General features: G+C 68.1%; 17 protein-coding genes and 1 pseudogene. 10 read left to right on the top strand and 8 right to left on the bottom strand.

The window, feature by feature from the left end; all coding sequences use genetic code 11:
- Positions 1-35: 35 nt before the first annotated feature.
- The 5 genes and pseudogenes from ACFWF1_RS22460 to ACFWF1_RS22440 all read right to left on the bottom strand — a co-directional run bounded on the left by ACFWF1_RS22460 (position 36) and on the right by ACFWF1_RS22440 (position 5,292).
- Entirely contained in the window at positions 36-620 is a 585-nt protein-coding gene (locus tag ACFWF1_RS22460; protein WP_379322206.1) for a hypothetical protein, read from the bottom strand.
- A gap of 215 nt (positions 621-835) precedes the next feature.
- Entirely contained in the window at positions 836-1,954 is a 1,119-nt protein-coding gene (gene aroB / locus ACFWF1_RS22455; protein WP_379287476.1) for a 3-dehydroquinate synthase, read from the bottom strand.
- 643 nt (positions 1,955-2,597) lie between these two features.
- Positions 2,598-3,116: pseudogene (locus ACFWF1_RS22450) on the bottom strand (shikimate kinase); the annotation flags it as partial.
- Positions 3,113-4,324 carry a chorismate synthase gene (aroC, locus tag ACFWF1_RS22445; protein ID WP_379287547.1) on the bottom strand — a complete coding sequence of 404 codons (1,212 nt, stop codon included), beginning with the start codon at positions 4,322-4,324 and terminating at the stop codon, positions 3,113-3,115. The pseudogene ACFWF1_RS22450 and the gene aroC, both read right to left, overlap by 4 nt.
- A 500-nt stretch (positions 4,325-4,824) precedes the next feature.
- Complete coding sequence (locus ACFWF1_RS22440) at positions 4,825-5,292, bottom strand: prepilin peptidase (protein ID WP_379287478.1); 468 nt, start codon at positions 5,290-5,292, stop codon at positions 4,825-4,827.
- A gap of 233 nt (positions 5,293-5,525) precedes the next feature.
- Here ACFWF1_RS22440 and ACFWF1_RS22435 point away from each other — a divergent pair, with 233 nt between their 5' ends.
- The 7 genes from ACFWF1_RS22435 to ACFWF1_RS22405 all read left to right on the top strand — a co-directional run bounded on the left by ACFWF1_RS22435 (position 5,526) and on the right by ACFWF1_RS22405 (position 10,810).
- Positions 5,526-6,653, top strand: a complete 1,128-nt coding sequence (locus ACFWF1_RS22435) for a M24 family metallopeptidase (protein ID WP_379287480.1) — start codon at positions 5,526-5,528, stop codon at positions 6,651-6,653.
- A 47-nt stretch (positions 6,654-6,700) separates the two neighbouring features.
- A complete protein-coding gene (efp, locus tag ACFWF1_RS22430; protein WP_379287482.1) occupies positions 6,701-7,264 on the top strand; it encodes an elongation factor P in 564 nt (187 codons plus the stop codon).
- Positions 7,265-7,295: 31 nt separating this feature from the next.
- Complete coding sequence (gene nusB, locus ACFWF1_RS22425; RefSeq protein WP_357391976.1) at positions 7,296-7,802, top strand: transcription antitermination factor NusB; 507 nt, start codon at positions 7,296-7,298, stop codon at positions 7,800-7,802.
- Positions 7,799-8,062, top strand: a complete 264-nt coding sequence (locus tag ACFWF1_RS22420; protein ID WP_379287485.1) for a YciI family protein — start codon at positions 7,799-7,801, stop codon at positions 8,060-8,062. The genes nusB and ACFWF1_RS22420 overlap by 4 nt, the downstream gene beginning before the upstream one ends.
- 314 nt (positions 8,063-8,376) lie before the next feature.
- The gene (locus ACFWF1_RS22415) at positions 8,377-9,267 is read left to right on the top strand and encodes a hypothetical protein (protein ID WP_379287487.1); all 891 of its coding nucleotides are present in this window, start codon (positions 8,377-8,379) and stop codon (positions 9,265-9,267) included.
- Positions 9,267-9,953: a hypothetical protein gene (locus ACFWF1_RS22410; protein WP_379287488.1), complete on the top strand. Its 687-nt coding sequence runs from the start codon at positions 9,267-9,269 to the stop codon at positions 9,951-9,953. The genes ACFWF1_RS22415 and ACFWF1_RS22410 overlap by 1 nt, the downstream gene beginning before the upstream one ends.
- Complete coding sequence (locus tag ACFWF1_RS22405) at positions 9,935-10,810, top strand: inositol monophosphatase family protein (RefSeq protein ID WP_379287490.1); 876 nt, start codon at positions 9,935-9,937, stop codon at positions 10,808-10,810. Before ACFWF1_RS22410 ends, ACFWF1_RS22405 begins: the two co-directional genes overlap by 19 nt.
- 24 nt (positions 10,811-10,834) lie before the next feature.
- Here ACFWF1_RS22405 and ACFWF1_RS22400 read toward each other — a convergent pair whose 3' ends face one another.
- Together ACFWF1_RS22400 and ACFWF1_RS22395 are read right to left on the bottom strand one after the other, a co-directional pair.
- Positions 10,835-11,314: a Clp protease N-terminal domain-containing protein gene (locus ACFWF1_RS22400; protein ID WP_379287492.1), complete on the bottom strand. Its 480-nt coding sequence runs from the start codon at positions 11,312-11,314 to the stop codon at positions 10,835-10,837.
- Positions 11,315-11,340: 26 nt separating this feature from the next.
- Positions 11,341-12,597 carry an SLC13 family permease gene (locus ACFWF1_RS22395; protein WP_379287494.1) on the bottom strand — a complete coding sequence of 419 codons (1,257 nt, stop codon included), beginning with the start codon at positions 12,595-12,597 and terminating at the stop codon, positions 11,341-11,343.
- 27 nt (positions 12,598-12,624) lie between these two features.
- Between ACFWF1_RS22395 and ACFWF1_RS22390 the strand changes: the two genes are divergently transcribed.
- The 3 genes from ACFWF1_RS22390 to ACFWF1_RS22380 all read left to right on the top strand — a co-directional run bounded on the left by ACFWF1_RS22390 (position 12,625) and on the right by ACFWF1_RS22380 (position 20,411).
- Positions 12,625-18,366, top strand: a complete 5,742-nt coding sequence (locus tag ACFWF1_RS22390) for a TIR domain-containing protein (protein ID WP_379287496.1) — start codon at positions 12,625-12,627, stop codon at positions 18,364-18,366.
- A 77-nt stretch (positions 18,367-18,443) separates the two neighbouring features.
- A complete protein-coding gene (locus ACFWF1_RS22385; RefSeq protein ID WP_379287498.1) occupies positions 18,444-19,004 on the top strand; it encodes a DUF4334 domain-containing protein in 561 nt (186 codons plus the stop codon).
- A gap of 171 nt (positions 19,005-19,175) precedes the next feature.
- Positions 19,176-20,411 carry an FAD-dependent oxidoreductase gene (locus tag ACFWF1_RS22380; protein ID WP_379287500.1) on the top strand — a complete coding sequence of 412 codons (1,236 nt, stop codon included), beginning with the start codon at positions 19,176-19,178 and terminating at the stop codon, positions 20,409-20,411.
- 976 nt (positions 20,412-21,387) lie between these two features.
- Here ACFWF1_RS22380 and ACFWF1_RS22375 read toward each other — a convergent pair.
- Positions 21,388-22,368, bottom strand: a complete 981-nt coding sequence (locus ACFWF1_RS22375) for a zinc-binding alcohol dehydrogenase family protein (protein WP_379287502.1) — start codon at positions 22,366-22,368, stop codon at positions 21,388-21,390.
- Between the last annotated feature and the right edge of the window lie 64 nt (positions 22,369-22,432).

Below are 22,432 nucleotides of genomic sequence, written 5' to 3'. Positions count from 1 at the left end.
GCCGCGTACGAATCCGTGTGCTGCGTACGAAATCGTCAGCCGATTCGTGCGCGGCGCGCGAACTGGTGCGCGGTTCGCCATACGGCCAGGTCGCGCGCGATCTGTTGCACCGCGCGTGGATTGTCGTGCTGCGCGTGGATTGGTATGCCGCGTATGAGATTGTCAGTAAATTCGTGCGCGGCGAGCGAGTACGTGCGCAGCGCGGAAGACGGCTTGCTGCGTACGAATCCGTGTGCTGCGTACGAAATCGTCAGCGAAATCGTGCGCGTCCGGAGAATGCGTGCGCAGCACGGTCGCCCCGCGTCGCTGCGCACGGATTGGCATGCCGCGGGCGATATCGTCAGCCGATTCGTGCGCGGCGTGCGAACTGGTGCGCGGTTCGCGATACGGCCAGGGTCGAGCGTGACCTGACGCACCGCGCGTAGATTGTCACGCTGCGCGTGGATTGGTATGCCGCGTATGAGATTGTCGGCAACTTCGTGCGCGGCGAGCGAGTTCGTGCGCGGCGCGGAAGACGGCTGGCTGCGTACGAATCCGTGTGCTGCGTACGAAATCGTCAGCGAAATCGTGCGCGTCCGGAGAATGCGTGCGCAGCTCGGTCGCCCCGCGTCGCTGCGCACGGATTGGTATGCCGCGTATGAGATTGTCGGCAAATTCGTGCGCGGCGAGCGAGTTCGTGCGCAGCTCGGCATACGGCAGGGTCGCGCGCGACCTGACGCACCGCGCGCGACCTGACGCACCGCGCGTGGATTGGCGTGCCGCGTGTGGATTGGTATGCCGCGCGGGAAATTGTCGGTGATGCTGTGCGCTGGAGGCGAATCGGTGCGCGGGGTGGTTACAGCAGGATGCCGGTGGTGGGGGTGCCTTCGCGGAGGATGGCGGAGTAGGCGGCGGCGAGGAGGGTGGGGTCGGGGCCCTCGAGGCGGCCGGGTTTGGCGAGGCCGTCGAGGACGACGAAGCGGAGGACGCCGGAGCGGGTTTTCTTGTCGGTTTGCATGGTGTCGAGGAGTTGGGGGAGGGCGTCGGCGTCGTAAGTTGTTGGCAGGCCGACGCTTTCCAGGATGGCGCGGTGGCGGTCGGCGGTGGCGTCGTCGAGGCGACCGGCCAGGCGGCCGAGTTCGGCGGCGAAGACGAGGCCGACGGCGACGGCGGCGCCGTGGCGCCAGCGGTAGCGCTCGCGGCGCTCGATCGCGTGGCCGAGGGTGTGGCCGTAGTTGAGGATCTCGCGGAGGCTGGCCTCCTTGAGGTCGGCGGCGACCACGTCGGCCTTCACCTGGATCGCGCGCCGAATCAGCTCGGGCAGCACATCGCCGGTCGGGTCGAGGGCGGCCTGCGGGTCGCGCTCGACCAGGTCGAGGATCACCGGGTCGGCGATGAAACCGGCCTTGATGATCTCGGCCATGCCCGCCACGATCTCGTTGCGCGGCACGGTTTCCAGCGTGGCCAGGTCGACGAGCACGGCGGCCGGCTCGTGGAAGCAGCCGACCAGGTTCTTGCCCGCCTCGGTGTTGATGCCGGTCTTGCCGCCGACGGCCGCGTCGACCATGGCCAGCAGCGTGGTCGGCACATGCACGATCTGCACGCCGCGCATCCAGGTGGCGGCCACGAAACCGGCCAGGTCGGTGGCGGCGCCACCACCGAGGCTCACCACGACATCGTTGCGGGTCAAGCCGATCCGGCCGAGCACCTCCCAGCAGAAGCCGGCGACGGCGAGTTCCTTGCCCGCCTCGGCGTCCGGGATCTCGATGCGGTGCGCGTCGAGGCCGCTGTCGGCCAAGGCCTTCCGCACCGCCTCGGCGGTCTCGGCGAGCGGCGGCTGGTGGAAGATCGCGACCGAGCGCACGCCGCTCGTGGCGCCGTTGACCGCCTCGACGAGCTCACCGAGCAGACCGCGACCGATGATCACCGGATACGGATTCGCGGTACGAACTTCGAGACGATTCGGCTCTGTCACGACTGCGCCTCGCTGACGCTCGGCTCCGTCGCGCCAGATGGTGCTGTGTCTGTGGTTCGCTCGCTGCGCTCGCTCACGTCTGCTGCTCCGATTCTGTTGATGCTTCTTGGTTTTTGCGGGCCCGCACACGAGCTCGCCGCGCACGGGCGCGCCTGGCCCGGCCGCTGGATCGCGAACTTTTGCTCTGTTCTTCCGTGCCGTCCGGCTTGGCTGTTCCGTCGGCCTCGCTCGGTGCGGCCGCTTCCTGCGCGGCCGCGCGACGGGCACGCCAGCTTCGCGCGGTCGAGCTCGAACCGTCAGCGGACTTCGCTGTTAGGCCGTCGGACGCTTCGGCTGTTGGGCCGCCGGCCGAGGCCGCGTCGGTGTGGGCTGCCTCGGCGCGACGTGAGCGCCAGCTCCGGCCACTCGCATTCGCGGCGGTCTTCCCCGTCGGATTCGACTCGCCGGATGCTTCGGCCGATTCCTGCGCGGCCGCCGCTCGGCGCGCGGCGGCCCGTGCCCGCGCCCGCCGCCGGGCCCGGGATCGGCTGCTGCCCTGCGGAGTTCCGCCATTCTCGCCCGCGGTGGTCGTTGCCTGCGTGGTCTCGAACAGATCCGCGCAGTCGACGTCGGTCCCGGTGCTCGGCTCCATGGGTTCGACGCCGAGTTTGGCCAGCACCATTTTGACCACGCGACCGGGACTGCGACCGTCAGTGCGCACCCGAACCGAGGCGACCTCGCGGTACAGCGGGCGACGCTTGCGCATCAGCTCGCGGTACTTGGCGGCCGGATCGGCGCCGTTGAGCAGCGGCCGGTTGGTGCTCGCCCCGGTGCGGCGGAGTCCTTCGCCCACACTGATTTCCAGGTAGACGACGGTGCGGTTGCGCAGCAGCGCCCTGGTGTCCTGGGACAGCACGGCACCGCCGCCGAGCGAGACGACGCCGCGCTCGGCCAGGATCGCACGGCGCACCACCCGCTCCTCGATCTTGCGGAACTCGGGTTCGCCGTCGGTGGCGAAGATTTCGGGAATGGTGCGACCGGTCTCCCGCTCGATGCCCGCGTCGGTGTCGTACAGCTCGACGCCGAGTTCCTTGGCGAGCTTGCGGCCGATCGTCGTTTTCCCCGCGCCCGGCGGTCCGACCAGCACCACGCGCGGCGCGCGCGGATCGGTCTGCACGATCATGGCGTGCTGGTGTCAGCGGGCGCGTTGTGCGGGCGGTCGCTGATCCGCTTGACGTAGCTGGTGATGTTGCCGAGGGTCTCGCCGAGCGAGTCGCCGCCGAACTTCTCCAGCGCGGCCTGCGCGACGACCAGCGCGACCATGGACTCGGCGACCACGCCCGCGGCGGGCACGGCACACACGTCCGAACGCTGGTGGATGGCGACGGCTTCCTCGCCGGTGGTCATGTCGACGGTCGCGAGTGCGCGCGGCACCGTCGAGATCGGCTTCATCGCGGCGCGCACGCGCAGCGCCTCGCCATTCGTCATGCCGCCCTCCAGGCCGCCGGCCCGGTTGGTGGAACGCAGCACACCGTCGGTGCCGGGCTTCATCTCGTCGTGCGCCTGGCTGCCGCGGCGGCGCGCGGTCTCGAAACCGTCGCCGACCTCGACGCCCTTGATGGCCTGAATGCCCATGAGCGCGCCCGCGAGTCGCGAATCGAGCCGGTTCTCGCCGCTGGTGAACGAGCCGAGCCCGACCGGAAGTCCGTCGATGACCACCTCGACGACGCCGCCGAGGGTGTCGCCGTCCTTCTTGGCGGCTTCGATCTCGGCGATCATCGCGGCCTCGGCGTCCTTGTCGAACGAACGCACCGGGCTCTCATCGATGGCGGCCAGGTCCGCGGCGGTCGGCACCACACCGGTGGTGTTCTGCGCGGTGCCGATCGAGACGACGTGCGAGATCACCTCGACGCCGAACGCCTGCCGCAGGAAGTTCCGTGCCACGGTGCCCGCCGCGACGCGCGCCGCGGTCTCCCTGGCGCTGGCCCGCTCGAGCACGTTGCGGGCGTCGTCGAAGTCGTACTTGAGCATGCCGGAGTAGTCGGCGTGCCCGGGGCGCGGCCGGGTGAGCGGGGCGTTGCGGGCCAGTTCGGCGAGCTCGTCCGGGTCGACCGGGTCGGCGGACATGACCGTCGTCCACTTCGGCCACTCGGAGTTGGCGATCTCGATGGCGACCGGGCCGCCCATGGTGCGGCCGTGCCGGACGCCGCCGACGACGGTCACCTTGTCGGCCTCGAACTTCATCCTGGCGCCGCGGCCGTACCCTAGCCTGCGGCGCGCCAACTGCGCGGAGATCTCGTCGGACGTGACCTCGACACCGGCCACCATCCCCTCGAGGATGGTGACGAGAGCGGGACCGTGGGATTCTCCGGCAGTTATCCAGCGCAACACGCCCACCATCTTCCCATGTCGGCGCGGCTGCTCCGGCACGCGGCCCGCCGTGATGGCGGGCACGTTCGGCACAGTGCGGTCCGCGCGCACCCGCTCGCGTATCGCACGTAGCCCATGACGATGGCCGAACGCCCGCCCCGTCGCATCCCGCTCGTGCCGCGCCTGGCCTGCGACGGCGGCAACCCGGCGATCCATCCGGCACCCGCATCGGCCAGCGCGGGTGCCGTCGTCAGGCAGAGGGCAGGCACTGCGATACCACGATTCAGTGGGGCGATTCGGCGGGCGCCCGGAGTCGGTGCCGCTCCATTGTCCGGCACTCGCGGTGGCCAGCGCGCCCAACCGTCGCCAGACACCTGGCAGGACTGTGCGGCGCGTCAGGTCGGCAGACGCGCGGAGTCGATGCGGGCCGATTGCCCGGCCATTCCTGTGGCGCATACCTGTTGCCAGGCACGCGGTACCTGCGTGCGGCGCCTCGTTTCGGAGGACGCGCAGTCGCCCGATCATCCGGCACTCGCAGTAGCCAGTGCGCATACCGTTGCCAGGCACATCGCGGGCCCATGCGGTATCACGATTCGCCGGGATGCGTCGGGTAGGTCGGTCGGCGTTCGGATTCGACGCAGCCCGAGCACGGCAACTCCGGCGCACGCGGTCAGCAAGGGCGCAGCCAGTGCTGACCACACCCACACGGGTCCGCCGCCGAGGGCCGCCGCCGCGCCCAAGCCGACGGCGAGCTTCACGTCGCCGGCACCGAAGGCAGTGGGCAGGACCAGGTGCACCAGCAGATATGGCACTGCGAGTAGTACGGAACCGACAAAAGCGGCTGTGTATTGAGCTGTGGACAAGGCGTATGCGAACACCGCGACCGCACCCCATCCGGTCAGCGAATTCGGCAACCGCCGCTGCCGAAAATCGATGACGCTCAACACAACACACCACGCGAGGAGGGCGGCGAAGGCAACTTTCGGCATGCCGTCCACTCTGGTCCGATCGTGGCGCGAGACAACCCCGCTGCCCCCGAATGTGGATAGCTTCCCGACATGTGAACAACCGCTCTCCGCATGCCGTCCGGTACGGAAAACGGCCAGCGCCAACGGCATTCCGCCGCAGCCACCAAGAGCAGCACCACGAGGTCGGCGCAGTGGCAGCGGCCGGTACACGTGTTGTATGCGGAGATACGGCGTGTCGGCGGTAGCTTTGAACCATGTGTGCTGATCACGCGGGCCATAGACCCGACTACGCCGCGCGGCGTGGCGCGCTGCGGAGTCTGCTGGTGGAAAACGGGGTAGACGCCCTGCTGGTCACCGACCTGGTGAATCTCCGGTACCTGACCGGATTCACCGGATCCAACGCGGCGCTACTCGTGCATTCCTGGGACATGCGCAACGCCGAGGACCGCACGGTCATCTGCACCGACGGCCGCTACCAGACCCAGGTCGCCGAGCAGGTCCCGGACCTGCGGGCCGAGATCGCCAAGGCCACCGCCCGCCGGATCATCGAACTGGCCGGCGAATGGCAGCTCGGCCGGACCGGCTACGAGAGCCACATCGTCACCGTCGATCAGCACCGCGGCTTCATCGAGCAGTGCACCGGACTGGAGTTCGTCGCCACCCCCGGCCTGGTCGAGCAACTCCGCATGGTCAAGGACGCCTACGAGATCGCCCAGCTCGCGGCCGCCTGCGCGGCGGGCGACGCCGGTCTCGCCACCCTGCTCGAACGCGGGCTGCTACGCCCGGGCCGCACCGAGAAGCAGGTCGCCAGAGACCTGGAATGGGCCATGTTCGAACACGGCGCCGACGCGGTGTCCTTCGATACCATCGTCGCCGCGGGCGTGAATTCGGCTGTCCCACACCATCGGCCGACCGACGCCGTGCTCGCCACCGGCGATTTCGTGAAACTCGACTTCGGCGCGCTGATCGGCGGCTACCACTCGGACATGACCCGCACCCTCGTCCTCGGCCGGCCCAGCGACTGGCAACGTGAGGTGTACGCACTGGTCGAGGCCGCGCAGCGGGCCGGACGCGAGGCGCTGCGACCCGGCGTGCAGGTCGACGAAGTGGACGCGGCCTCGCGCTCGGTGATCGAGGCCGCCGGACACGGCAAACTGTTCGTGCACGGCCTCGGACACGGGGTGGGACTACAGATCCACGAAGCGCCGGGCATCGCCAAAAACGGAACCGGTACACTTCTTGCTGGCGTGGCGGTGACCGTCGAACCCGGTGTGTACTTTCCCGGCCGCGGCGGGGTCCGGATCGAGGACACGCTCGTGGTGCGCGAAGGGGGCCCGGAGTTGCTCACCAACACCAGCAAAGACCTGACCGTCGTCGAATGACGCCGGTTGACCAACACGTTGTTTACGAACTAGGAGATCCGAGGACAGTGGCGGACACCAGCGACTTCAAGAACGGCCTTGTGCTGAAAATCGACAATCAGCTGCAGCAGATTATCGAATTCCAGCACGTCAAGCCGGGCAAGGGCCCCGCGTTCGTGCGGACCAAGCTGAAGAACGTGCTGTCCGGCAAGGTCGTCGACAAGACGTTCAACGCGGGCGTCAAGGTGGAGACCGCGACGGTCGACCGCCGCGACATGACCTACCTGTACCACGACGGCTCGGACTACGTCTTCATGGACGGCGACACCTTCGACCAGATCTCCATCTCCGAGCAGACCATCGGTCCCGGCGCGCGCTTCCTGCTGGAGAACATGACCGTGCAGGTCGCCACGCACGAGGGCGCACCGCTGTACGTCGAGCTCCCGGTCACGGTCGAGCTCGAGGTGCAGCACACCGACATCGGCCTGCAGGGCGACCGTTCCACCGGCGGCACCAAGCCCGCCACCCTGGAGACCGGCGCCGAGGTGCAGGTCCCGCTGTTCATCAACACCGGCGACAAGCTGCGCATCGATTCGCGTGACGGCAGCTACCTCGGCCGAGTCAACGCCTGATCGCCCTGCCTCGACTGAGATAATGGTGACTGTGGCTGAACAGCCGGTAGACAAGAAGTCCTTCAAGAAGCTCGGCACGCGGCACAAAGCCCGCCGCCGGGCCGTCGACCTGCTCTTCGAGGCGGAAGCCCGCGACGTGGACCCGGCCGACCTGCTCGATGAGCGGGTCGAGCTGGCCACCCGCGATCAGGCCGTCGCGCCGGTGCACGCCTACACCCACACGCTGGTCGAGGGCGTCGCCGACGACCTCGATCGGGTCGACGGCACCATCGAGTCCTATCTCAAGGACTGGGAGCTGTCCCGGCTGCCCGCCGTCGACCGCGCCATCCTGCGCATCGCGGTGTGGGAGTTGTTCCACGCCAACGATGTTCCGCCGGTCGTCGCGGTGGACGAGGCGGTGGAGCTGGCCAAGGAGCTGTCCACCGACGACTCCCCGTCGTTCGTGAACGGCGTGCTCGGCCAGGTGGTGCTGATCGCGCCGCAGGTCCGCGCCGCCGCGGCCGCCACCCGCGTGTCGCGCCCGGAGGCCGACGCGTGAAGAAGTACCTCGTGCTGGCGATGCGCACGCCGCGCTTCGACACCGCCGTGCTCCAGCCGCACAAGGATTTCCTGCAGCAGCTGAGCGAGCGCGGTCAACTGGTGGAGAGTGCGCGTTTCACCGACGGCACCGGCGGTGCGTACTTCATCGCTGCCGAAAACCTGGACGCCGCACGGGAACTCGCGTTCGCCGACCCGGTGCACACCACCGGCTCGTCGGAAGTCACTGTCTACGAGTGGGAATCCACCACTCCGAACTGAGCTCAACCCAGCCGCCCGCCTTCTGACGTCAGAAGGTGGGCGGTTTCTCGTTCGCGCGGGCCCTTTGCGCTCCCGCCGGGGGTGTACGGGACCGACGGGAGCGGGATGCCGAAGCATCCGGGCCTGCTGTCGTCGAATGGGTAACTCGACGACCGATTCCTATCCTGTTTCCTCAACCGCACTCGAGGTCAAGCCGCCCCGCTGTGGCGTGGACCACGCCCGCGAGCATTGCCGTTGGCGCGCACGACTTCTGGTTTCCTTCGCGGCCGCCGACCGGCTGCCTCTATCCTGGGGAGAACAGAGGGGAGGGCTGCATGGCGCGGTTGCTGATCTGGTTGCGTAACAACGTCGATGGTTTCGTCGCGCTGGTGCTCGCCGTGACCGTCGGTTTGCTCACGGTCCTGGACGTGATCCCCACCGACAACGTGAATGCGGCGGTGCTGCTCGTCCTCGCGTTGCTCGCGACCACGCTGCTGCGCGACCGGCACCTGTCGGCCAAGGCGATGCGCGACGCGAATTCGGTGCAGCTGCTGTTCGGGCCCGAGATCGGCCACGCGCACACTGTCGCCCGGCGCGGCACCGAGCAGTGGATCTTCAAGGGCGGCACCGGAACTTACATCCGGGCAGTGACGCTGCGCGAATGCGTGGAGAACGCGCGGCGCGAACAGCGCCCGCTGCGCATGCAGCTGGAGATCCTCGACCCGACCAACGAAGTGCTGTGCAAGACCTACGCCCAGTTCCGTTCCTCGCTCTCGCCCGAGGCCGACCGCACCGGCGAGCTGTGGACCACCGAGCGCACCCGCAAGGAAGCGTTCGCCACCGTGCTGGCCGCCTGCTGGTACCGGCAGCGGTTCACCTTCCTGACCATCGACGTCGGCCTGTCGACGGTGATGACGACGTTCCGCTGGGACCTGTCGTCCAGCTGCGTCATTGTCACCCAGGACAATCCGAACACGCCGGCGCTGATGTTCGAGCGAGGCAAGCCGTATTACCGCGATTTCAACCGCGAACTGGTCGCCAGCTTCAAGCAGACCCGTCAGGTCCCGCTGAGCCGCAGCGAGGAACTGCCGCTGTCCGACGAGCCGACCGTAGACCAGGTGCGTAGCCTGTTCCAGCTGCTATCCCTGGAGCTCCCGGCCGCGTTCACCGATCGCGACGTAGCCGACATCGTGCGTCGCGCGCTCCAACCGAGGAACCCGTATTAGTGAACGAATACGCCCGCCTGCGCACGCTGATCGGCTCCGATAACACCGGGGCCGCGGTGCGAAGGTGGGCCCGCGACGTCCTCGCGGGTGTCGTCGACGGAAGTTCGGACCTGCTCGCGGTCCGGCATCCGTTGGGCTTCTTGTGTTTTCCCGCGTGGCGCGGTGACGGTTTCGGCATCTGCGTGCACGTCTGGACCGAGGGGGTGCGCGCCGAACCGACCACGTCGAAGGTGCACGCGCACAGCTGGGACCTGCTCAGCACCGTGCTGTACGGCACCGTCGGTAATGAGATCATCGAAATCCTCAGCGCCCCGGCGCAGCCCACCCATCGCCTGTTCGAGATCCAGAGCGCCGCGGACGGCGACCTGGTGCACGCGACGCAACGCCTGGTCACCTACCGGACGCGCTCCCGCGAGGACTTCCACACGGGCGAGGTGTATACGCTGCCACACGGTGCGTTCCACGTGTCCGACGTGCACGGCGAGGCGGCCACCGTCGTCCTCGGCGAGGACAACCGCGGCCGTCCCGATCTATCGCTCGGCACGCTCGCCACCACCGACCACTGGGTGCATCGAACGTTGTGCACCGCCAACGAAACCCGGCGCGCGGCGCACACCGTGCTCGCCCATCTGCAGGACCAACCCCTGCCGAAGGAACTGGAGAACCGATGCGAGCGGGCGACGTGATGAACCAGGTAATGCCGGACACACTGCTCGACCTGGCGGCGGGTGTCGCCGTCGCCGCGGCCGTCGAGGCGGGCCACGCGATCCGCTCCGGGCTGCTGGAGGCGCTGACCATCAGCACCAAGGACCCGACCGGTGATGTGGTCACCGACCTGGACTTGCTGGCCGAAGAGATCATCCTGCGCCATATTCGCCGCGCCTTCCCCGCGCACGGCATCCTCGCCGAGGAATCCGGTGTTCTCGACAACGCCGACGACGCCTGGTGCTGGGTGATCGACCCGCTCGACGGCACCAACAACATCGCCATCGGCCTGCCGGTCTGCACCGTCGGTATCGCGCTGTGCCACAACGGAACACCGGTCCTCGGCGTCGTGCACGAACCGATCGCCGACCGCACCTGGACCGCCATTCGCGGCCGCGGCGCGCACGGCCCGAACGGCCCGCTGTGGCACCCGGCGCACCGCCCGGCCGCTTCCGCCCCCGTCCTCGCCTGGCTGCAGGGTTACCCGGTCACCCGCGCCGATCCCACGGCCCGCGCCCTGCGCCTCACTCTCGAATCGGCCTCGCGCCGCCTGATCCAACTCTGGTCGCCCCTGCTGTGCTGGGTCATGCTGAGTAATGGCGACATCGACGGCTTCGTCGGCTACCGAGCCGGTCTGATCGATCTCCCCGCAGGCGCGCTTCTTGCCCGTGAATCCGGCATGCATATCACCGACTTCCACGGTGCGACCCTCGACGAACGCCTCGAATTACCCACCGGTGAAGTAGATTTCATCGCAGGCAGCTCCGAAATGATGTCCGACCTCACGCTGTTGGTGAAGTCCGCCGCGGAAGTGACCGTCACCGGTCTACCCGGCTGACTGCGCCGGGGTTCGTCGAATCGTTCAACGCGGCCGGCTGTCCCGGAGCGACTCCTGCAACGTTTCAGCGATATTGTCCGGGTCCAAGCCCAGCTTGCGCAGGTGCTGGGTCGGCACCGCGTCCGGGTCGGACAGGATGGCGAGCATCAGGTGTTCGACGCCGACGTAATCGTGGCCTTGCGCTCTGGCGATATCGGGGGCGGCGTCGAGGATGCGCACCAGGCGCGGGGTTCGGGTGAGTCCGTCGTCGGGGCGTTGATCGGTCAGATGCTGGTCGATGTGGATGCGGTCGACCTCGTTGGCGGGTACCACCAGTACGTGTTCGTCGGGTTCGCGGCCGCCGTGAAATTCCAAGCCCGCCACGGTTATTCGTGCGCCGGTGACCGAGTCGTACAGGACGTCGCCCGCCTCGATGACGCCGGCGGCCAGGCGGCCTGCCACCATCACTACGCCGCGTCCGCTGATGTCGAACACGTTGGTCACGGTGAAGTCGACGTTGACCATGGGTGATTCCCCCTCCGAAACTGCTGCTATCCGATGATAAGCAGCGCCGCCACCGCGCCGGTAGTGCCGAGCACGGCGAGTCCGAGGCCGGTGAGGACGAAGCGGAGCATGGGGACCCGGACGTTGTGGGTGCGGCAGAACTCCAGGCAGAGCAGGGTGGCGAGGGAGGCCCACGGGGTGACGATCGGGGCGATGTTGGTGCCGATGAGCAAGGCCAGTAGCTGGTTGTGGTTTTCGGGCGGCACGACCGCCTCGCCCGCGGTGTAGGCGGGGAGGTTGTTGGCGATATTGGACAGGGTCGCGCCCGCGCCCGCCGCACGGAAGGCCCCCGCCGCGCCGGAATCCGATCCGATCAGCGTGTGCATCAGATCGGAGAGTCCGAGGCGGCCGAGCGTGGGGACCACCAGGAACAGTCCGACGACGAAAACCAAGAGCCGCCAGGGGATCAGCGAAAACCGCAGCGACGCACGGTCGAAGACGGCGAAGGCGGCCACCGCGATGACGGCGGCGACGGTCGCCGCGACGCCGATGCTGTTGCCGACGAACGGAATCGCGACGATGAACAGCAGGCAGGCGGCCGCCGTGGTGTACAGCAGCACCCGTTCCTTCGCGTTCGCCGGCCGGACCGGCTCCGGCGGCAGGTAGCGGTCGGTGTCGCGGCGTCCGCGCCGCCAATACCAGAGCCACAGGCACAGCATCGTCGCGGTCACCGAAACGAGCTGGGGCGCCCACATTTTCGCGGCGAACCCGGTTGCCGTCAGCGCGACCCGGTTCGCGGCAAGCAGATTGGTGAGATTGGAGACCGGGAGCAGCAGGCTGGCGGTATTGGCCAGCCAGACGGTGGTCATGGCCAGCGGCAGCGGCGGGATGCGCGCCGGTCCGGCCAGCGCGAGCATCACCGGGGTGATCAGCACGGCCGTGGTGTCGAGGTTCAGCAGGATCGTGGTGGCCGACGCGAACAGCACGCACAGCACGAACAGCGCGGGATAGTAACCCCGCCCGAGGATGGCGAGCCGGTGCGCGATCACATCGAACACCTTGGCCTGGCGGGTGAGTTCGGCCAGCACGATCACGCTGCCGAGGAACAGCAGCAGCGGGCCGATGCGGCGCATGTTGTCGGCGGCCTCGTGCCGCGGCAACAGCCCGGTGAGCACGCACAACAGCCCGGCGAGCAGCAGCCCGATCCGGACCCAGTCCAGCACGCTCAGGCCCCAGCGCGGGCGTGACGGCGCCGCCGTGGCGTTTCGTTCGGAGGAGTCGACCTGTTCGGGCACGCCTGCCATGCTATTGGCCTAGGCCATACTGGGGGCGTGACACAGCAGGGCGGGCGGGCGCGGGACTTTTTCATCAGTTACTCCCCAGCGGATGAGCGGTGGGCCACCTGGCTGGCCTGGCAACTGGAAAGCGCCGGCTATCGCACCCTGATCCAGGCCTGGGACTTCGTGCCCGGCACCAACTTCATCGACTTCATGGATCGCGGCGTGCGCGATTCGGCGGTCGTGCTCGCGGTGCTCTCCGACAACTATCTCCAATCGCGTTACGGGACAATGGAATGGCAGGCCGCGTTCCGCACCGATCCCGGCAAGCTGCTGCCGATCCGCATCGCCGACTGTGCGCTGGAGGGCCTGCTCGCCACGCTCACCTACATCGACCTGGTCGATGTGCCGACCGATGAGCAGGCCCGCCGCATCCTGATGGAGCGGGTCCGGCACCTGCTCGCGGGCCGGGGGAAACCGCAGCACGAACCGCGGTTCCCGAACGAACTCGGCACCGCCGCGCTACCGGACCGCTACACCGCCGAGGACGAGGCGGGCCCAGTCGAGTCCCCGCTGAACCGGCGCACTCCCGTTGCGGCCCCGGCCTTTCCGGGCGGCGTGCCCCGCGACGAGCACCGCTCCGGCGTCAGCGTGCTGCACGTGGCAGGCCCGCGCTTCGGGCGCGGCCTGTTCGCGCAGGATGAACCGAGCACCGCCCGCGAACTGCAGTCGCGCATCTACGCGAACGTCACCCAGCTGGTCGACCAGGGCGTGCCGAAACCCGACATGATCGTGGTGACCGGCGATCTCACCGAATCCGGCCGCCCGCGCGAGGTCGACGAGGCGCTTACCTTCCTGACCGGATTGCGCGTGCTGCTCGGTCTCGAACCGGACCGGCTGATCGTGGTGCCTGGCAACCACGACGTCTCCAAGGTCGCCTGTCACGCCTATTTCCTGAATTGTGAAGCGCGCGAACGCAAACCGCAGCCGCCCTACTTCCCGAAGCTCGAGCAGTACGCGCGGCTGTTTGCCGAGTTGTACCAGGGCCTCGACCATCTCGTGTTCGACGTCGGCCAGCCGTGGACGCTGTTCCCGATCCCCGAATTGCGGGTGGTGGTAGCGGGTTTGAACTCGACCATGGCCGCGAGCCACCTGCCCGACGACGACTATGGCCGGATCGGTGAACCTCAGGCGGCCTGGTTCGCGGAGCGCCTGCGCCCGTTCGAGGAGAATGGCTGGCTGCGGCTGGGGGTGGTCCGGCACGACCCGCTGCCCGGTCCGGCCGCCTCGCCCCGCGATCCGGCGCTACTGCGGGATGCGGACACGCTGTCCCGGCTGCTCGGCGGCCGGCTGAACCTGCTGCTGCACGGCCCGGGTCCCGGTGGGCCGCACCTGGATCGGCTGGACGGCAGGCTGCCCGTCATCCCCGCGGGGGCGGCGGGGCGCGACGAGATCATCCACCTGACCACCGATGGCCTCGCCCGATACTCGGCCACCGCAACACATCCCGCGGATCCCACCGCACGCCTGGCCTCGCCGTGGGCCAATGCCGTTGCCGCACTTGCCTCGAACACGATGCCGGAGCTCACCGGCCCGGACGAGCCCGTCACGGAAACCCCCGCCATCGTCGACCCGCACGGCCGACTGCTGGAGCGCGTCGCCGAGGTGTGTGAAACCCGTTACCCGGATGCCAAGATTCGCCGCGTCGAGACCGATCCGCCGCACCTGTTCATCACCCATCAGCGCGACGACGTCACCGCGCAGTGGCGGGTCGGCGTGCACGTCGGCGACATGACCAGGCAGGTGGTCGAGGAGTTCCTCGGCAACGACCCGGAATACGGCTCCGAGCTCGTCTATCGCGGTGCGCCGCCACCGCGTTCGCTGCGCGACGAGGCCGCGAGCCACGGCCTGCGGGTGCGCAGCTTCACCGAGTTCCAGGGGCTGCTCGACCTGGACGACTACCTCGCCAAGCAGGTCGAGCGGCTGCGTAACGACCGTCGCTACCCGCCTGATCTCTATGTGCCGCAACGCTTCCGGATGCTCGAACACGGTGATCAACTGGTCCACGACGATCTCGTCGCCGAGCTGCTGCGCTTGGTCGCGGCGGATCACGGCCGGTTCGTGCTGGTGCTCGGCGATTTCGGCCGCGGCAAGACCTTCGCGCTGCACGAGCTGGCCCGCCGCATCACCGAAACCATGCCCGTGCTGTTCCCGATCCTGATCGACCTGCGCACACTGGACAAGACGCATTCGGTGGACGCCCTGGTCGCCGCGCACCTGGCCAATCACGGCGAGGACCGGATCGACCTGAAAGCGTTGCGCTACATGCTCCGTGAGGGACGCGTGGTGCTGTTGTTCGACGGCTTCGACGAACTCGTCACCAGGATCAGCTACGAGTTCGCCGCCGACCATCTGGAGACGCTGCTGCAGGCGGCGGTCGGCAAGGCGAAGATCATAGTCGCAAGCCGCACACAGCATTTCGAGTCGCGCGCGCAGGTGCTGACCGCGCTGGGGGAGCGGGTCGGGCTGCTGCAGGACCGGCAGATCCTCAACATCGAGGACTTCGCGCCCACGCAGGTGCACGCGTTCCTCACCAACCGCTACGACGGCGACGTGCAGCGCGCCGACGCCAGGATGCGGCTGATCACCGGCATCGAGGACCTGCTCGGGCTGGCCCAGAATCCGCGCATGCTCAGCTTCATCGCCGATCTGGACGAGCGGCGGCTGCGGGCCGCGGCGGGCGCGCAGCAGGCCGTCGGCGCGGCCGGGCTGTATCGGGAGATCCTCGAATCCTGGCTGTCCTACGAGACGGGACGCACCGCGGCGACCGCAGGTTCGCTGCCCGGCCTCGGCCTGCACGAATTGTGGCTCGCGGTCACCGAATTCGCGTTGCGCATCTGGGAGACCGGCGAACCTTATCTGCGGTTGGCCGAATTGACCGAGGTGGCACAGAGTCTCGTGGAGATGACCGGCGCCAATCGGATGTCGGTGCAGCAGTCGGCGCACGCCATCGGCTCCGGCAGCCTGCTGGTGCGGACCGAGGACAATCTGTTCGGCTTCATCCACTCGTCGGTGACCGAATGGCTGGTCGCGAACCACATCGCCGAACAGTTCGGGGCAGGTGTCGCCACACCGCCGCAGCTCTCGCACGCCCTGCTCTCGCAGCTGTCCATCGACTTCCTGTGTGACCTCGCCGATATCCGGGTCGCGCGTAGCTGGGCCGACGCGGTGCTCGATGACCCGGTCGCCGACGAGGTCTCGCGGACCAACGCGATCCGGCTGACCACCCGCCTGCGGACCGCGCCGACCGCCGACCTGCGCGGCGCGATCCTGGTGGGCGAGGACCTCTCCTATCGCGACATGCAGCAGGTCGACCTGACCGGCGCGGACCTGACCGGCGCGCGGCTGGTCGGGGTGAACCTGGACCGGGCGATCCTGCGCGGCGCGCGGCTGGTCGGTGCCCGGCTGGACGAGGCGAGCCTGGTCGGCGCGGACCTGACCGAGGCCGATTTCACCAGGGCGCGGCTGGCCCGTACGGACCTGACCGGGTCACTGGGAACCGGCAGTCGCTGGAACCGGGCGGCACTGCTCGACGTCACCGGCACCCCGGCCGACACCGATCTGCGCGGCGCCGCCTGGGTGCCGGGTTCGGTCGCCAGGACCGAATTCGCCCCTGCCGCAATCGGAGTCAGGCACGGATTCCATGCCAGGCACGGCCGGTTGCCGCAGCCGCTGGCCTACAGCCCGGACGGCGGCACCCTGGCCATCGGCAGCGACGACGGCGGCGTGCTGATCTGCGACACCGAGACCGGGCTGCCGCTGCGCACCCTGCAGGGACATCGCAACCGCTCGTTCGCGGTCGCCTACACCGATACCGTGCTGATCAGCGGGTCCAGCGACGGCACCGTCGGGATTTGGGACGTGACTACCGGCGAGTTGCGCCGAATCCTGCACGGGCACAGCGAATGGCCGTGGCCGGTGGTGCTGAACCGCGCGGGCGATCTACTGGCCACCGGCGACGCCGAGGGGATGCTGCGGCTCTGGTCGCTGCCCGACGGTGATCTGCTGCACGAGTGCGTCCCGGTGGACAGCGGCCGGGAGCTGATCTTCAGCTTGGCTTTTCATGAAGGCGTGGTCGCCGCCGCCTACCGCGACGGCAAGGTTCGGCTGTGGGATGTCGAAACCGGTCGCGAGCGTGGTGAATTCGCCGGCGCGACGGGCGCGGTGTTCCGGATCGCGTTCAATCCGGCGGGTGATCTGCTCGCGGTCGGCGATGTGCGCGGCATGGTCACGCTGTGGGATCCGGTGCGCTGCGCGGTGATTCGTCGGCTGCCCGGCCACACCGGGCGGGTGTACACGCTGGCCTTCCATCCGCGACTGCCGCTGTTGGCCAGCGGCGATACCGATGGGGGACTGCGCATCTGGGACGTCGAAACCGGCCAGTCGAAGCACGCGCCGTCCGATCACAACGCCGCCATCTACTGGGTGGCCTTCGATCCGACCGGCGATCTGCTCGCCTCCGGCGACAGCGCGGGTCTGCTCTGCCTGCGCGACAGCGCCACCGCGGAACTGCGGCACCGGATCACCGCGCACACCGGGTCGATCTGGCCGTTCGCCTTCCGGCCGGACGGCGGGCAGCTCGCCGTCACCGACGACCAATTCACCACGCGGCTCTGGGATCCGGTGACCGGGGCGAGCAGGCACGTGCTCACCGGGCATGGCAGGCAGGTCAGGTCGGTGACCTTCAATACCGATGGCACGCTGTTGGCGACCGGCGGCAACGACGGTGTCGTGCGGCTCTGGGATCCGGTGACGGTCAAGCAGATTCGGCGGCTGGCCGGTAGCGAAGACCGGCTGGTGACCTTCGAATCGGCGCTGTTCAGTCGCAAGCAGCCGCAACAGCTCGGGGTGGTCGGCAACGACGGCAGGCTCAGCCTGCTCAACCTCGACACCGGCCTGTTCCAGCGGCACATCAATGTCGAGGCCGCGCCGGTCTGGGCGATCGCCTTCGACCCGACCGATCAATACGTGGCCACCGCGAACGACGACGACACGGTGATCATCTGGTCACGGACCACCGGGGCGCTGCACATGGTGTGCGCCGAGCATCACGGGCGGGTGCGGTCGATCGCGTTCGATGCTGACGGCACGTTGATGGCCACCGGCTGCGACGATTCCGTGGTGCGACTGTGGGATGTCGAATCCGGCAGGTTGTTGCGTGAGCTGAACGGCCACAGCGACCGGGTCTACGGGGTGGTTTTTCACGGAGACCGGTTGGCCAGCGTCTCGTGGGACATGACGGTGCGCATCTGGGACGTGAACTCCGGTGCCGGCCTGCACGAGCTGACTCGGCACACCGGCCGACTGTGGGCGGCGGCGGTCGATCCGCAGAGCGGCCTGTTGGCCACCGGTGGCGAGGATCTGGTGGTTCGCCTGTGGGACATGACAACCGGGCGTCATCTGCACACGATGGAGGGGCACAAGCGGCAGGTGTGGTCGCTCGCGTTTCATCCGTCCGGGCGGCTGCTGGCCAGTGGGGGCGACGATGGGAACGCGATTCTATGGGCAGTGCCCGGCGGTGATTACCCGGATACGGAGACCGCGCCGACCATTCGTGCGGAACTGCTCGGACTGTCGGAGGGCTGGGCGGCGCTCGCGCCGGATGGTCGGTACAAGTTCGAAGGCAATACCGCAGGGCAGTTCTGGCAAGTGATCGGCATGTCGCGGTTCGAGTCCGGCGAGTTGGATCCCTATCTGCCGGAGGTGCGGCAGCTTCCGCTGGACGCGGCCTTCTGAGCCGCGCCGGGCCCGTGGCGGCTATGACAGACGGATAGTCTCATTGATGCAACGTCACCGTAGTGAGGAGACCGGACATGGCCGAGACGAAGGGGACGGGAGCAGCCGAATTGACGGCGCTTCGAGCCCACCGCTGCAGCACTGAGCAGGCGTTGGCGTTGTTCGACAGCCTGGACGCGGTCCCGGTTGCCGAGATCACCACCGGGCGCTGGCGCGGCGATGAACTCGATACCGGGCACGCGCTGGCCGGCGTGCTGGTCGCGTCGGGGTGGTACGGCAAGCAGTTCGACGACGCGGACACCGTGCATCCGCTGTTGTTCGCCGTCGACGGCGTCATCTTTCCGGTCGATCCGCGTCGGGTGCCGCTCGGGCTGGCCGGGCGGATACCGATGGCGGGGGTGCGGGCGAGTAAGAAGGCGCTCGGGTACCTTCGATTCGCGTTCCAAACACACAGGCCGACAGCGCGTTTGCGGAATGTGGAGTATCGCGGTGTGGTCAGTGCCGCGATGATCTACGACCACCTGCCGATCGTCGATCACTTCCGGCGGGTCGATGAGCAGACCCTGCTCGGCGTGATGGATATGCGTGGGATGAGTGAGCCGTATTTCTTCATCCTGCAGCAGGACATCGCCGCCTGATCAATGACCCTTGACGGCGGGATTCGCGCCGTCGATCGTGGTCCGCCCTGGATTGCGCACCGTGACAACCCATCTCGGCACTTGATCCATCCCGAAAAGAATTCACCAAGCGTAGAATTTGTGAAGCAGGCGATACCTTGCGGCGATGCGATGACCGAGGAGGGAAAGTCGATGGAACAGACGACATGCCTAGTGGTCGGGGGCGGCCCAGCCGGGATGATCCTCGGACTGTTGCTGGCCCGAGCCGGCGTCGACGTGACCGTCCTGGAGAAACACAAGGACTTCCTGCGCGACTTCCGCGGTGACACCGTGCATCCCACCACCCTCGACCTGCTCGACGAGCTCGGGCTCGGCGCGGAATTCGCGAAACTGCCTGCGCGCAAACTGGATCAGATACAACTGGCTACCGCCAACGGGCTACAGACCTTCGCCTCGCTGCAACACCTGCCGGGCAAGCACAAGTACATCGCCATGGTGCCGCAGTGGGACCTGCTCGACCTGCTCGCGCGGTCCGCCGACGCGGAGCCCGGCTTCCACCTGCGGATGAATACCGAAGCGACCGACCTGGTTCGGACCGACGGCACCGTCACCGGGGTCAGCTATCGGACCGTCGACGGCAGTACCGGAGAGATCCGCGCGGACCTCACCGTAGCCTGCGACGGACGTGATTCGAGACTGCGCGCCGTGGCGGGCCTCGCGTCGCAGAGCTGGCCGACGCCGATGGACGTGTGGTGGTTCCGGTTGCCGCGCACCGAGATCGACCCCGCCGGTGCCGTCCCGGTCGTCACGCCGCATCGGGCCGCGGTGCTCCTCGACCGCGGCGACTACTGGCAATGCGCCACCCTCATTGGCAAAGGCACCGACGAGGTGGCCCGGCGCGGTCCGGTCGACGACATCATGCGCATCATGTCCGACTCGGTGCCCTGGCTCAAAGACCGCGTCGACGCACTCACCAGCTGGGATGAGGTCAAACTCCTCGACGTCCAGCTCGACCGCCTGAAGACTTGGCACACCGACGGACTGCTGTGTATCGGCGACGCCGCGCATGCCATGTCACCGGTCGGTGGCGTCGGCATCAACCTCGCCGTCCAAGACGCCGTCGCAGCCGCGAGAATCCTTGCCGCGCCGTTGCTCTCGAAAACTGTCGGCACCCGCGACCTGGCCAAGGTCCAACGCCGCCGCACCCTGCCGACCGTGGTAACCCAAGGCATGCAACGCTTCCTGCACGCCAGAGTGATCCGCCCGGCCCTCGAGGGCGGCATCAACATCGCAGGCTCCCCCCAGCTTCCCCTCTCGGTCCGCGTCCTCCGCGAAATCCCCATAATCCGCAGCATCCCACCCTTCCTGGTAGCCCGAGGCATCCGCCCCGAACACGCCCCCGCCTTCGCGCGCCGCGCTGCCCCATAACCCGCCGCGCACCAGTTCTCCTGCCGCGTACGATTCAGCTAGCAATTTCGCGCGCAGCTTGATAACTGTTGCGCGGCAACATGTTTACTCGCACTGTCGCGGTCGTACTCAGTGTCCTGGTCTTGTGCGGTCGTGCTCGTGGAGTTGGTGCGCCGCGCGCATGTCGTTGTGCTGCGCATGAATCGGTCGGCGATTTCGTGCGCGGCGCGCGAATCGGTGCGCGGCAACATGTTTACCCGCGCTGTTGCCGCAGTGCTCAGTGTCCTGGTCGGGTGCGGCCATGCCCGTGGTGTTGGTGCGCCGCGCACATGCCATCGTGCTGCGCATGATTCAGCTGGCGATTTCATGCGCGGCGCGAGAATCGCTGCGTGGCAGGAGGTTGTCGCTGAGCTGCTCTGTGTCCTCGTTGGGCGCAGCCATGCCGGCGGTGTTGGTGCGCCGCGCACATGTCGTTGTGCTGCGCATGAATCGGTCGGCGATTTCGTGCGCGGCGCGAGAATCGATGCGCGGCACCCCGGCTGTCGTTGGGGTGCTCGGTGCCCTGGTCGAATGCAGCCGTGCCCGGCGGTGTTGGTGTGCCGCGCACATGTTGTCGTGCTGCGCATGATTCAGTCGGCGATTTCGCGCGCGCCGCGAGAAGTGGTGCGCGGCGTCACTCTGGGCTGGCTAGTCGTTTCTGTGCGCAAGATCTGCTTGTCTGCGACGGAACGCAACCAGTGCTGGCCGCCGCGCACGTCTTGTCCTGCTGCGCGCGATTCGGTTGGCAGTTTCGTGCGCGGTGCGAGAGTCGGCGCGCGGCACTGTGTTGGCCTGGGCTGTCGTTGGCATGCACAGCGTCCCGGTCGCGTGCAGCCGTACCGGCTGCGGTGATGGTGTGCCGCGCACTTGTTGTCGTGGTGCGCGCGAATCGGTCGACGATTTCGTGCGCTCGATGAGAACTCGTGCGCGGCAGGGGGTCTGGCTCGGGTTGGCGGGGCTATGGATTGTGGGTGGGTTGGAGGATGAGTTTGCCCAGGGGGGTGCGGGCTTCGAGGAGGTGGTGGGCGTGGGCGGCTTGGTCGAGGGGGAGGACTGCTTCGATCAGTGGGGTCAAGGTGCCGGTGGCGGCGCGGTGCAGGGTGGCGGTGTGGGCGTTGGCTACTTGGGCGAGCCAGTCGGGGCCTGCGCAGCCGGTGAGGGTCAGGCCTCGGGTGATCAGGTCGGTGGCGGTCAGTTGGGCGGGGGCGCCGGACAGCCAGCCGTAGCTGAGCATTCGGCCGCGTAGCGGGGTCATGAGGTCGAGGAGGTCTAGCGCGGTGGGGCCGCCGATGGCGTCGAAGACTACGTCCAGGGTTGTGCCGCTGAGGGTTTCGCGTAGGCGGGTGGGCCATTTGGGGTCGTTGTGATCGATTACCTCGTCGGCGCCGAGCTTGCGTGCCTGTTCCGCTTTCGCGGGGCCGCCCGCTGTGGCGATGATGCGGGCGGCTCCGTACTCCTTGGCGAGTTGGGTGAGGTGGCTGCCGATACCTGTTGCGGCGGCTTCGATCAGCACTGTTTCGGTGCCGGTGAGTGCGGCGGTTTCCAGCAGGGGGAGCGCCACCGAGCCGCTCATCAGGACGGCGGCCGCGTCGACCGAGGATAGGCCGTCCGGGATCAGGGTCACGGAATCAGCTGGTGCGCTGACGAATTCGGCGTACGAGCCGAAACCCTTGGTGGCCACCGTAACTCGGCGGCCGAGCAGTGCGGGATCGGCGTCCGTGCCCACCTCGGTCACGACACCGGCGGCCTGGAAGCCGAAGACCAGCGGCGGCTCGACGCCGAGCGGGAACTCGCCGGAGCGCAGCTTGGTCTCCGGGAACAGCACCGGGATCGCCTCGGCGCGGATGACGACGTCACCGGGACCTGCCTGCGGCGCCGGGACCTCCTGGAGGACCAGCACCTCGGGGCCGCCGGTTCCCGTCATTACGATTGCCTGCACGATGAACTCCATAAATTGACTGTCGGTCCAGTTACTCCCGCAACGATATGGACCGACGGTCAAG

The organism is Nocardia sp. NPDC060255 (genome assembly GCF_042727395.1).
Taxonomy (GTDB): Bacteria; Actinomycetota; Actinomycetes; order Mycobacteriales; family Mycobacteriaceae; genus Nocardia.
Note: the sequence above shows the minus strand (reverse complement) of the source record. Positions and strands in the feature narration are given on the sequence as shown.